We start from the raw sequence: 11,588 nt of genomic DNA, 5'->3' as shown, positions 1-11,588 counted from the left end.
TGTCACAGGTTCAGCCCCAATCGACAGGCTCGGTGGGGGCTGTCTTGTTATGGAGGGGGCGTTTCAGAGGTGCTCGTTTCGCTTATGCTTGAGAGATCAAGCTCACGCGCGACAGCACAAGACGTTGACGGTCACGCAGTGCAGCAACGCTTGATCTTCTTGCCGCTGCCACAGGGACACAGGCTGTTGCGCCCCGGCGTCAGGGTCTGCCACTCGGCATCACCGTCGACATAACGCCAGTGATGGCCATCGTGATGAAAGCGGCTAAGTTCCTGCAATTGTTGGAACTTTCCCTGCTCGAAGAAGGTGGCATGAAAGCGTACCATGCCGGTATCGGCGTCTTGTCCGCTGTCCAGAATCTCCAATGCCAGCCACTGCGGGCCAGCACCTTCGAGATCGGCGCGTGCCGGGCAATGGGCCGGGTCCCAGCTGTCGATCAGGAAGTCACTCAGCGACAGACAGAAGGCACTATAGCGGGCGCGCATCAATTGCTCGGGGCGTTCGGCGAGGGTGATGTCAGCATGAATCGGCTGACAGCAATCGATGTAGCGTCGCGCCTTTGCGCTGTTGGGCTGGCAGGGGCAGATCTTGGGGGGCAGAGATGACATCATTGAACCTATACACGATTGCACGACGCGACACAGGAGAGAGTCCGCCATGTGGATAACGGAAGATAAGCAGACCATTCCTTCAGCGCAGGACAGCTTGCCAGGGCGCAGTGAAGCGGTTCGCATCAGCGGCGTTCATCACGTCAATGGCCGCTCGATTGTACCGCCGTTCGACAGTGAGTGTGAGGAGATCGTGCTGGGGCTGGGTTGCTTCTGGGGAGCCGAGCGCCTCTTCTGGCAGCTGCCGGGCGTCAAGGTGACGGCGGTCGGTTATGCCGGCGGCCATACGCCGAATCCTAGCTATGAAGAGACCTGCACCGGCAAGACAGGCCACACCGAGGTCGTACGCGTGATCTTTGACCCGACGGTGATCGGCCTGCCGGAGATCCTGCGGGCCAGCTTCGAGGCCCATGACCCGACCCAGGGCATGCGTCAGGGCAATGACATCGGCAACCAGTACCGCAGCGCGATCTATTACACCCGCGAAGACCAGCGCGCCATCGTCGAGAAGAGCATGGCCGACTACCAGCAGGCGCTGGACCAGTCCGGTCTCGGCCGTATCACCACCGAGGTCGCACCGCTGCGCGAGTTCTACTACGCCGAGGAATATCACCAGCAGTATCTGGCCAAGAATCCGGGCGGCTACTGCGGCCTGAAAGGCACGGGAATCAGCTGCCCCATCGGTTGAAAGCCTCGGCAGTCATGACAGGCAGGGCATGCCGTCATGAGACGAGAGATTGCCGCTGAGAGACACGAAAGCCTCATGGTCGCCGCGCAGTTCACGGCCGCCATGAGGCTTTGTTCTGTCTGGAGCAGCTTTCGGTCAGAAACAGCTTTTGTCAGAAACCGCTGTCGGTCAGATGTGGCGAGGCACAGTGTCAGCGGTAGCGCTGTCGGTCCTGCTCGGCTTCTGCAAAGCGATCGATCCACTGCACCAGGGCGCCATCGCCGGTGACGTTGCACGCCGTGCCGAAGCTGTCCTGCGCCAGGTAGAGCGCCATCATCAGGCCGACGGCGGCGGCATCGAAGCCCAGCAGGCTCTGCAATACGCCCACCGAGGTCATCGCGGCCCCGCCGGGCGAGCCGGGCGCGGCAATGATGGTCACGCCCAGCGCGGCGATGAACGGCAACAGGGTGGTGAGCTCGGGCGTTGCCAATGAGGGAGTGACCAGCATCACGCCAATGGCGCACACGGTCAGCGTGATGGCACTGCCGCACATGTGGATGGTGGCCAGCAACGGCACCGCAAAGCTCGCCACGGACGGCGAGATGTGATTGAGGTGCATCTGGCGCACGGTGACCGGAATCGTGGCCGCGGAAGACATGGTCCCGGCCGCAGTGAAGTAGGCGGGCAGCATGTGGGCCAGCGCCTTCATGGGCGAGCGACCGGTGCTGGTGCCGCTGGTGACGTAGAGCACGCTCAGCCACAGCCAGTGCAGGGTCAGCGCCAGCAGCAGAATCATGCCGAAGCTCTTGAGGGTATTGGCCACCGTGCCGGCGATCGTCATCTCGCAGAACAGGCCGGCGATATAGAACGGCAGGGCAGGAATCAACGCCTTGGCGATGAAGCGCTCGACGATATCACGGCCACCGTCAGCCAGCTGGCGCATGCCGTCATGCTCGGTGGCGGAAATGCCGATGCCGAACAGGAAGGCCGTCACCAGGGCGGTGCTGATATCGGTCAGCGGCGGAATATCCAGCGTGAAGTAGGGACTCAAGTGCTTGATGGCATGACTGACCGGCAGCTGGTCCTGTTGCACGATATGCGGCACGACCTCCAGCCCGACGATGCCTGCCAACAGTCCTGCCAGCGTCGTCGAGGCATAGGCCAGCACGATGGTCAGGGTCAGCAGACGGCCCGAGGAGCGCTCAAGACGTGCGATCCCGCTCATGATGAAGAACAGGATGATCAGCGGAATGGCGTATTCCAGCAGCTCACCGAACAGTACCTTGAAGGTCAGCAGGGCGCGGATCAGGGATTCGGGAGCCCATTGTCCCAGCAGTATGCCAGCCACGATGCCGAGCACCAGGCGAAAAATCAGGTTCATTATCAGGCCAGTAGAGTCTTGAACGTAGGATGGGCGCGCAGTCTACCATTCTCCCTGAATCGTGACAGTGATCCGTGTCACCCTTCACACCATACATCCTGTATACCGTTATCATTTTTAATGCTCTAAATTTAGCAATCCCCAACAACGTATACTGTAGTAGTCCGAGCTCAGGGCTTCCCACCGGATCTGAGGGTGGGAAGGTGAGCAAGGGTGGGAGAGACGGAAAGAGCCGAGGAAAGCCGAAGACAAGAAAGCCAGGGAGGGGAAAGCGTGTTGGCGTCTGAATGGCGGACAATGCCGCCAGTTCGATGCACGACAGTTCAATGCAGCCGGTTCAATACAGACAGCTCAGTGCGCTTCGCTCTGCACCTCGGCCTGCGCTTGCGGCTTGGGCAGCCCGCTCCAGGCATCCAGCTGCTGACTGACACGGCGAGCCAACCAGGAGCTCAGTCGCCCACGGCGCCACTCGACGAAGCCGACATGCCCACCGCGCTCACTGAGCTCGATACGCACGGCCTCGGAGGGTTGGTGGAAGCGTGCGAACAGATCGCGTGGCATGAAGGGGTCATCCAGCGATTGCAGTATCAGCGTCGGCAGTTCGATCTCGCTCAGCAGACGGCCCGCCGAGGAGCGCGTGTAGTAATCACTCGCCGAGGTGAAGCCATGCAGGGGCGCGGTGACTTCGTTGTCATAGGCCCAGAAACTGTTCAGCTGCGTCAGCTGATGCGCTCCGATCGAGATGGGTAGCGGGCCATTGGCAAGCTTCGCCGCCACCTTGGCCTTCAAGCCCTTGAGCAGATGGCGCTGATAGAGGCGCGAGAAGCCCTGGTTGAGCACGTCCGCGCTGGCTGCCAGGTCCAGCGGGGCGCTGATGGCGATCGCGCCGGCCAGATCCAGACCATCACCGCCTTGCTCCGCCACCAGCTTGAGCAGCATGTTGGCGCCCAGCGATACGCCACAGGCGACCTTGATGGCGTGCGGATAGCGTCGCCCCAGCTCGCCGAGCACCCAATAGGCGTCAGCGGTATCTCCGCTGTGATAGGCGCGTGGCAGGCGGTTGGGAGATTGCCCGCAGCCACGGAAATGCATCATCACCGGTCGCCAGCCCATCCGGGCGGCTGCATTGAGCAGCTCACGGGCGTAGGGCGAGCTCAAGTCACCCTCAAGGCCATGAAACAGCACGAACAGGGGCGCATCGTCGCTCAGGGGCGTCGTACGCTCACGCTTTTCATGACCGTCGCTGATGACCCAGGCGAGCTCGACGAAGTCACCATCGGGAAGATTGAGAATCTCGGTGCGTCGACTCAGGGGCGCGCGGGGCAGAAATCGGGGCAACAAGGTCTGGACATGGCGATTGCGCAGGCCAAGGGCAGGGCGAAACTCTGACGTGAAGATGGAGTGCGGCATGTGAGGTAGCTCCAGTGGCAGGCCAGGGCGATGACGTTGGGGGTCGGGTGAAGGACATGCCCTTGATGGCGGTGGCCTGCAGCAAGATCTGACAGGAATTTCTGCACGGATATCGTTGGCATCATTTCACTTGGCGACGCCAATCGCTAGTCGCAGTGCAGCATACGCATCGACGCCAATGGCGATAGCTCGGCCCTGGATCACATTATTGGCTTGGTGCTCGAATACGCCGCCCCGGGATACGCGACAAAAAGCCGCCATCGGCACAGGGCCCATGGCGGCTTGAATCAGGCGTGTGACAGCAAGCGTCACAGCGAAAAGACCCAGACATTGTTGTGACAGGCCTAATTACAGGCCAGTCGCCGGGCTGCGCGTCAGATTGAGGGCGCCGTCTGCAGTGATGACCAGATTGTCCTCGATACGCACACCACCATGCGGTGCCAGCGCCTCGACCAGCTTCCAGTCGATATGCTCACCGCGTGCATCGTTGCGCAGCGGCTCCAGCAGCATGGGAATGATGTAGCAGCCCGGTTCGATGGTGATGGCCATGCCGGTCTCGAGCACACGCGTAAGGCGCAGCATCGGGTGCCCTTGCGGCGGCTGACGGATGTCGCCGGTGGTGTGATCAGGAATGCGACCCGCCACATCATGGACTTGCAGTCCCAGCAGGTGCCCGAGGCCATGCGGGCAGAAGGCTGCCGTGATGCCTTGTGCGACCTGTTCCTCGGCGGGCAGGGACACCACGCCCAGTTCTCGCAGCAGTTCACCCAGCTCGCGATGCATCTCGAGGTGCAGGTCGACGTAGTCCACCCCGGGCGCGAGCCTTGCGATCAGACGCTTCTGCAGCGCCTCCACGCCCTCGATCAGCGCGCGATAGAGCGGCAGCGCATCATCGCCCGCCCAGCTGCGCGTGATGTCAGAGGCATAGCCGTGCACGCTGGCGCCGGCATCCACCAGCAGGCTGTGACGGGCGGCGGGGGTCTGCAAAGCATAATGCTGGTAATGCAAAACCGCGGCATGCGCGTTGAGACCGACGATGTTGCCGTAAGGCACATCCGATTCCCGTTGGCGCGACGCGCCAAGATAGGCCAGCTGGATATCGAGCTCCGCGCCGCCCTCCATGAAAGTGCGCCGGGCAGCCAGATGGCCACGCGCGGCGCGCAGGCTGGCTTCTTTAAGACAGGCGATCTCGAATTCGCTCTTGCAGACGCGTCCCTCGTCGAGCTGGCGCACCAGGCCGACCGGGTTGGGCAGTGCCTCAAGTTCGCTGACCACCTGCGGCTGAAGCTCGGCGATCTCGCCCAGCAGCGCCACGCGGCCCTCGGGACGCTGTGGCAGTGTCGGCTTGCGCAGATGGACGATCTCGAACTGCTCGGCCCAGGGCGCAGTGTCCGGCGTCGGCAGACTAGGTGACAGATGCCAGAAGTCATCGGGGGCATAGAGGTAAAGTGTCGGGCGCTCGCTCGGGCGAATCACCAGCCAGCTATCGCTGAGACCCGCCATCGGCACCCAGTGCAGGAAATGGGCATGGGATTTGAAGCTGGCATCCTGATCGTCGGCGAAATGCCGCTTCGGTTTGCCACTGTGCAGCACGATGGCGTCCAGATCATGCTGCTGCATGGCAACTTCGTAGCCGGATTGCAGCGCCGCCAGATGCGCACGATGTGCCGGGGCGTGGGTGATAGTCGGGTCGTTGAGCTGGCTGTCAGACATCATGTTTCCTTGAAAACGGTCGGCACGCCTGACCTGGAGGAGTGAACGTCAATGGCGTGAGGTGATGGAGAATGTAGGAATGAAGGGTAAAGCGCCGCTGAGTCGGCGCCGTCGACCCTCCTGCCCGGGTGACTCACGAGAAATGGGCTTCCAGCTGGTGCCAGAGTTCACTGACACTGTCGTGGCGCGGCACGCGCGGGCGATACAGGCGGATATGAAGACTCAGGTCCCAGCGCGGGTCACCGGCACGTACCAGCTTGCCGCTGGCGATTTCCTCTGCGGCCAGGCGCTGCGGCAACCAGCCGATGCCATAGCCCTGCAACACCAGCGCCTTGATGTTGGCCGCCTGGATATTCTCGTTCATGGTGACCAGATGCGCCTGAATCGGGACCTGAGCGAGATGCGCCATCAGCGAGGTGGCGATGACGGCGCGCGGATGCGGGCTGATGAACGGCAGCGGATTGCGCCGCGTGCCCGGCAACTGATGGCGGGGGTTACCATCCGCGCCGGGCGCGCACAGCGGAATGAAGGTTTCTTCGCCGACTACCAGGTATTGGTAACTGTCCAGCTCAAAGCCCAGGTCCACACGTGCCTGGGGCCAATAGCACAGCGCCAGATCACATTCGCCGCGATCCAGCCCGTGGAAGTAGTCGGCCGCCAGCCAGCCGGTGGCGCGCAGATAGGGCAGCACCTGTTCACGCAGCTGAAGCTGATCAAGCCAATCAGGCAGGAAGTGGGACACCAGAGACTGCGGTGCCCCCAGCGATATCTTGCTGGCTTGCTGCTGGGCCATGTCCTGCAGGCGTTCGCGTGTGATGCGCACGCGCTCGGTGATCTGCTCGCACAGCTGGAGAAACTCGTCTCCGGCGGGAGTCAGCGACAGCGGCAGGGTCTGACGATTGATCAAGGTGGTGCCCATCTCCTCTTCCAGCAACTTGATGCGGCGGGAAAAGGTGGGCTGAGAGACATTCTGTGCATCGGCCGCCCGCGAGAAATGTCGGGTCTGAGCCAGAACGATGAAATCTTCGAGCCAGCGAATTTCCATGTAATCGGAGTGCCTCGTCGGCCTGGGAACAGGCCATGTCAGGAGGTCGGGCGCACATCTCTTCGGACGTGTCACACCAGAGTATCTCGGGGATGCGTCATCGGGGCCCGGTGCCACGCTGAATCTTCTTCTAAGCATCGTGGGCAATGGCGCCAATTGACCTGTTGGTCAGTAGCGGATGTGCGAAATCTTGCCCACACAAAACGCGAGATGCAATCGTCAATGAGCGCAAGACGCAAGGTTGCCGATGACAATGGCAACCTTGCGCGGTCTTTCCTTGCTTGGGGCCGGAAACGCAATGATCGATGGCGCCCATCACATCGCCGTCATCACTTTCGTCACTGCCATCACTTCAGTCGATGCGGCCTTCTTCCACGGCGTGGCAGGCGACCTGGCCAGTTTCCGTGGCGATCAGGTGCGGAATCTCCGTACGGCAACGCTGATTGGCATGCGGACAACGGCCATGGAAGACACAACCCGAAGGCAGATTGACCGGCGTCGGCACCTCGCCCTCGAGGCGAATGTGGTTGGGCTTGTCATCGTGCAGACGCGGGATCGCCGACATCAACGCCTGGGTGTAGGGGTGACGCGGGCGGGCGAACAGTGAACGGGTGTCCGCCAGCTCGCACAGCGTGCCCAGATACATCACCGCGACGCGGGTGCCGAAGTGCTCGACCACGGCCAGGTCGTGGGTGATGAACAGATACGTCAGGTTGCGTTGCTCCTGCGCCTCCATCATCAGGTTGAGCACCTGCGCCTGGATCGACACGTCCAGCGCCGAGATCGGCTCATCGGCGACGATGAATTCCGGGTCCACCGCCAGCGCGCGGGCGATCGAGATACGCTGACGCTGACCGCCGGAGAATTCGTGGGCGAAACGCTTGCCCCAGTCCGGGTCGATGCCCACTGAGCGCATCACCTCCTCGATCTTGTCGCGCACCTCGCCATCCTTGAGCGTCGGCTGATGGAAGCGCAGCGGCTCCTCCAGCGTCTGCTGGATGGTCATGCGCGGATTCAGCGACGCATAGGGATTCTGGAAGATCATCTGCATGCGACGGCGGAAGGGCAGCAGGTCCCGCGGGGCCATATCGTCGATGCGGGTGCCGTCAAAACGGACCTCGCCACCACTGGGCTTGAGAAGCCCCATCACGGTGCGCGCGACCGTCGACTTGCCACAGCCGGATTCCCCGACCACGCACAGCGCCTCACCGCGTTTGACGTCCAGCGTGACGCCATTGATCGCGTGCACGTATTCCTGCTTGCGACGCAGGCGGCCCTTCTCGAAGGTCAGCTGCTCGAGAAAGTCACCGGACAACGAGAAGCGTTTCTCGAGATCACGAATTTCCACCAGGGTTTCGCCAAGCTCGGCGCTATCTACACGGGTGGAGGCCTGGGAGGAGGACTGAGCGTCCTTCAGAATTGCCGCGCTCATGCGTTCACCTCCGTGCGGTGGCTGTCAGTGGGAGTGGCGCCATTGCCGTTGGCATCGGTGATGATCGGGGTCCAGCGCTCGCCGGCCACCATGGCATCGACCATATGACAGGCCACCTTGCAGTTGCCGGAATGGGCAAAGGCCGGCACCTTCTCGAGGCAGATATTCGCCGCGAAGTCACAGCGCGGATTGAAGGCGCAACCGGCCGGAATCTTGGTCAGGGTCGGCATCGAGCCACGAATCTGGTTCAGACGGCTGCCCGGAGTGGCCATCTGGGGCAGGGCGTTGATCAGCCCCTGGGTGTAGGGGTGCTGCGCATCATTGATGATCTCGCGGGTCGGCCCCTGTTCGATGACGCGCCCGGCATACATCACCAGGGTGCGCTGGGTGACCTGGCTGACCACGCCCAGGTCGTGGGTGATCAGGATCAGCCCGACGTTGTGCTTCTCGCACAGCAGCAGCAACAGCTCCATGATCTCGGCCTGGATGGTCACATCCAGCGCGGTGGTCGGCTCATCGGCGACGATGATGTCCGGGTCCAGCAGCAGCGCGATGGCGATGATGATGCGCTGACGCATGCCGCCGGACAGCTCATGGGGGTACTGATCCAGGCGCTTTTCCGGTGAGGGAATGAAGACCTGATTGAGCTTGTGCAGGGCGATGGCGCGCGCATCCTTGCGGGAGATGCGGCGGTGCGCCTTCAGGCACTCGATCATCTGCTCGCCGATGGTCAGCACCGGATTGAGCGTCATCATCGGGTCCTGGAAGATCATCGAGATGCGGTTGCCGCGAATCGACTGCATCGCCTTGGGCTTGAGGGTGTTGAGCACTTCGCCATCGAATTTGATCTCGCCGCCGGCGATGTAGCCGGGCTTGGCGATCAGATTCAGGATGGTGAAGGCCGCGACCGACTTGCCGGCCCCCGATTCACCGACGATCCCCAGGCGCTCACCGCGTTCCAGGGTGAAACTGACGTCGCGCAGGGCGCGCACCTCACCGCCTCGCATGGCGAAGCGGACGTCGAGGTTGTTGACTTCAAGTAGTGCCATTGTCTTGACTCCTCTCGGCTTCAGCCCTTGTAGAGACGCGGGTTCATGACATCACGCAGCCAGTCGCCCAGCAGGTTGATGACCAGGACCAGCACGATCAGCACGCCACCGGGGATCAGCGTGATCCACCAGCTGCCTGACTGCAGGTAGTCGAAGCCGGACTTGATCAGTGACCCCAGCGACGGCTGGGTCTCCGGCATGCCGAGACCGAGGAAGGACAGCGCCGCCTCCGAGATGATCGCGTTGGCGATCTGCACCGTGGAGATGACGAAGATCGGCGACAGGGTGTTGGGCAGGATGTGACGGAACATGATGCGACGGGAGCGGAAGCCCATTACCCGCGCGGCATCGACGTATTCCTTGTTCTTCTCCGCCAGCACCGAGGCGCGGACGGTACGCGCATACTGCGGCCATTCCGCCAGCCCGATGATCAGGATCAACAGGATCAGCGCGTAATCCGAGAAGGCGGCGCCGCCGAAGGTCGCCTTGATGATGGCGCCCACCACGATGGCCACCATCAGGGTCGAGAACGACAGCTGGATATCGGCCATGCGCATCAGGAAGGCATCGATACGCCCGCCCAGATAGCCCGCCAGCAGCCCGAAGGTCACGCCGAGCAATGCCTGCAGGATGACCGCGCCGAAGCCGATCAACAGCGACACGCGCGTGCCGTAGAGAATGGTGGAGAGCAGATCACGCCCCTGAGCATCGGTGCCCAGCAGGAAGGCCGGATCACCGCCCGCCATCCACGCCGGCGGCAGCTCCGAGTTCATGATGTCGATACTGGCCAGGTCATAGGGATCAGCCGGGGCAATCCACGGCGCGAGGAAGGCCCCGAGCACCATGGCGATGAACACCAGCAGACAGGCCTGAGCCATCCAGTCGCGCTTGAAGCTGTAGACCAGGTAGGACTCGCGGAATCGCTGCCAACGGCCGGGGACCACGATGGAGCTGGTCTTCGGGGTGACGGGCGCGTTGCTCGATTGGGTATTGGATTGGCTCATGCCGGTTTCCCCGCAAGCTTGACGGTGGGGTTGACCAGTCCGTAGATCAGATCGACGAGGGTGTTGGTGATCACGAAGATCACGCCGACCATCATCAGATAGGCCACGATCAGCGGGATGTCGGAGCGGGTGATGGCCTCGAGGAACATCAGGCCCATGCCCGGCCACTGGAAGACGGTCTCGGTCAGGATGGTGTAGGCGACCATGGTACCGATCTGCACGCCGCCGACGGTGATCACCGGCAGCATGGTGTTCTTCAGTGCGTGCAGGAAGTAGATACGCTTGAGGCCGATACCCTTGGCGCGTGCGAACTTGATGTAGTCCGACTGCAGCACTTCCATCATCTCGGCACGAATCAGGCGAATGAACAGCGGCAGCATGATCGAGGCCAGCGAGATGGCCGGCAGCACCAGGTGCCAGAGGCCGTCGGCGGTGAAGAAGCCGCTCGACCAGGTGCCCGCGACGTGTACCAGCTCACCACGTCCGTAGGAGGGCATGCCGCCATCGGTGGACAGCATGCCGTTGAGGACACTGCCCCAGGTGGTGTCGCTGGGGAACCAATCCACTGTCACGCCGATCGCGAACAGCTGGATCAACACGATGGCGGTCAGGAAGACCGGCACCGAGATACCGATGATCGAGGTGCCCATGAACAGGCGTGACAGCCAGTTGCGCGGGCGAATCGCCGCGAACACGCCGATGGGCGCCGAGAGCAGGATGATGATCAGGCTCGAGGCCATCACCAGTTCCAGCGTGGCGGGCAGGTGCTTGAGAATCACCTCGGTCGCCGGCTGCTTGTAGAAATACGAGTTGCCGAGATCGCCCTGCAGGGCATTGCCGGCAAAACGCAGATATTGGGTGATGAAGGGGTCGTTGAGGCCCATTTCATCGCGCATGACTTCACGCTGGGCTTCCGACACGGCTTGGCCGGTCATCTCGCGCAGCGGGTCGCCCAGGTTGTCCTGGATGGCGAAGCTGATGATGCTGATCACGAACATGACCAGTACGGCGTGCATCAGGCGTTTGATCAGAAAGGCAATCATGGATCGCCACCTTCCTCGTGAACATCACGGTCTCGCGCGCGTCGGCCCTATCCATGCTGGCCGATCACGCTGGGTGTCAGGTATCCCGCTCGTCGCTGGCCTGCCATCGGGCACAGGCTCCCCAACCCATCACCGACAGGCGATGGCGAGGAAAACGACAGGCGGGGGTAAGTCGTCGCGTTCAGGTCAGCAGGGCAACCAGAGAGTTCGCTTAGGCTATCTCCGGTTGCCTGACT

Annotated in this window: 10 protein-coding genes; 1 reads left to right on the top strand and 9 read right to left on the bottom strand. The window is 62.2% G+C overall.

From position 1 onward, the window contains the following. Nucleotides 1–131 precede the first annotated feature (131 nt). Nucleotides 132–608: a YchJ family metal-binding protein gene (locus tag QD208_RS08160; protein WP_279836489.1), complete on the bottom strand. Its 477-nt coding sequence runs from the start codon at nucleotides 606–608 to the stop codon at nucleotides 132–134. A gap of 49 nt (nucleotides 609–657) precedes the next feature. Between QD208_RS08160 and msrA the strand changes: the two genes are divergently transcribed. Further along, complete coding sequence (gene msrA / locus QD208_RS08155; protein ID WP_131432038.1) at nucleotides 658–1,296, top strand: peptide-methionine (S)-S-oxide reductase MsrA; 639 nt, start codon at nucleotides 658–660, stop codon at nucleotides 1,294–1,296. Nucleotides 1,297–1,486: 190 nt separating this feature from the next. Here the strand turns inward: msrA and QD208_RS08150 are convergent, their stop codons facing one another. The 8 genes from QD208_RS08150 to QD208_RS08115 form a co-directional block, all read right to left on the bottom strand. Continuing rightward, nucleotides 1,487–2,656 carry a dicarboxylate/amino acid:cation symporter gene (locus QD208_RS08150; RefSeq protein WP_043334254.1) on the bottom strand — a complete coding sequence of 390 codons (1,170 nt, stop codon included), beginning with the start codon at nucleotides 2,654–2,656 and terminating at the stop codon, nucleotides 1,487–1,489. A 351-nt stretch (nucleotides 2,657–3,007) separates the two neighbouring features. Next, on the bottom strand, nucleotides 3,008–4,066 hold the full coding sequence (locus QD208_RS08145) for a hydrolase (RefSeq protein ID WP_279836488.1): 1,059 nt from the start codon (nucleotides 4,064–4,066) through the stop codon (nucleotides 3,008–3,010). A 348-nt stretch (nucleotides 4,067–4,414) separates the two neighbouring features. Beyond that, nucleotides 4,415–5,779: a Xaa-Pro dipeptidase gene (gene pepQ, locus QD208_RS08140; protein WP_279836487.1), complete on the bottom strand. Its 1,365-nt coding sequence runs from the start codon at nucleotides 5,777–5,779 to the stop codon at nucleotides 4,415–4,417. A gap of 133 nt (nucleotides 5,780–5,912) precedes the next feature. After that, the gene (locus tag QD208_RS08135) at nucleotides 5,913–6,824 is read right to left on the bottom strand and encodes a LysR family transcriptional regulator (RefSeq protein WP_107334801.1); all 912 of its coding nucleotides are present in this window, start codon (nucleotides 6,822–6,824) and stop codon (nucleotides 5,913–5,915) included. 352 nt (nucleotides 6,825–7,176) lie between these two features. Then, a complete protein-coding gene (locus QD208_RS08130; protein WP_279836486.1) occupies nucleotides 7,177–8,256 on the bottom strand; it encodes an oligopeptide/dipeptide ABC transporter ATP-binding protein in 1,080 nt (359 codons plus the stop codon). Next, nucleotides 8,253–9,305, bottom strand: coding sequence for an ABC transporter ATP-binding protein (locus QD208_RS08125; RefSeq protein ID WP_082388765.1), 1,053 nt, complete (start codon nucleotides 9,303–9,305; stop codon nucleotides 8,253–8,255). The genes QD208_RS08130 and QD208_RS08125 overlap by 4 nt, the downstream gene beginning before the upstream one ends. A gap of 20 nt (nucleotides 9,306–9,325) precedes the next feature. After that, entirely contained in the window at nucleotides 9,326–10,309 is a 984-nt protein-coding gene (locus QD208_RS08120; RefSeq protein ID WP_052384673.1) for an ABC transporter permease, read from the bottom strand. Beyond that, nucleotides 10,306–11,352: an ABC transporter permease gene (locus QD208_RS08115; RefSeq protein WP_054556671.1), complete on the bottom strand. Its 1,047-nt coding sequence runs from the start codon at nucleotides 11,350–11,352 to the stop codon at nucleotides 10,306–10,308. Before QD208_RS08115 ends, QD208_RS08120 begins: the two co-directional genes overlap by 4 nt. Nucleotides 11,353–11,588: the final 236 nt, after the last annotated feature.

This window comes from Cobetia sp. 29-18-1 (genome assembly GCF_029846405.1).
Lineage (GTDB): Bacteria > Pseudomonadota > Gammaproteobacteria > Pseudomonadales > Halomonadaceae > Cobetia > Cobetia amphilecti.
This window is presented reverse-complemented; position numbering and strand designations above follow the sequence as displayed.

Coding starts and splice junctions, on each gene's coding strand:
- QD208_RS08145 (WP_279836488.1), bottom strand. CDS start 4,066: ATGCCGCACTCCATCTTCACGTCAGAGTTTCGCCCTGCCCTTGGCCTG.
- QD208_RS08115 (WP_054556671.1), bottom strand. CDS start 11,352: ATGATTGCCTTTCTGATCAAACGCCTGATGCACGCCGTACTGGTCATG.
- QD208_RS08130 (WP_279836486.1), bottom strand. CDS start 8,256: ATGAGCGCGGCAATTCTGAAGGACGCTCAGTCCTCCTCCCAGGCCTCC.
- pepQ (WP_279836487.1), bottom strand. CDS start 5,779: ATGTCTGACAGCCAGCTCAACGACCCGACTATCACCCACGCCCCGGCA.
- QD208_RS08125 (WP_082388765.1), bottom strand. CDS start 9,305: ATGGCACTACTTGAAGTCAACAACCTCGACGTCCGCTTCGCCATGCGA.
- QD208_RS08150 (WP_043334254.1), bottom strand. CDS start 2,656: ATGAACCTGATTTTTCGCCTGGTGCTCGGCATCGTGGCTGGCATACTG.
- QD208_RS08135 (WP_107334801.1), bottom strand. CDS start 6,824: ATGGAAATTCGCTGGCTCGAAGATTTCATCGTTCTGGCTCAGACCCGA.
- msrA (WP_131432038.1), top strand. CDS start 658: ATGTGGATAACGGAAGATAAGCAGACCATTCCTTCAGCGCAGGACAGC.
- QD208_RS08120 (WP_052384673.1), bottom strand. CDS start 10,309: ATGAGCCAATCCAATACCCAATCGAGCAACGCGCCCGTCACCCCGAAG.
- QD208_RS08160 (WP_279836489.1), bottom strand. CDS start 608: ATGTCATCTCTGCCCCCCAAGATCTGCCCCTGCCAGCCCAACAGCGCA.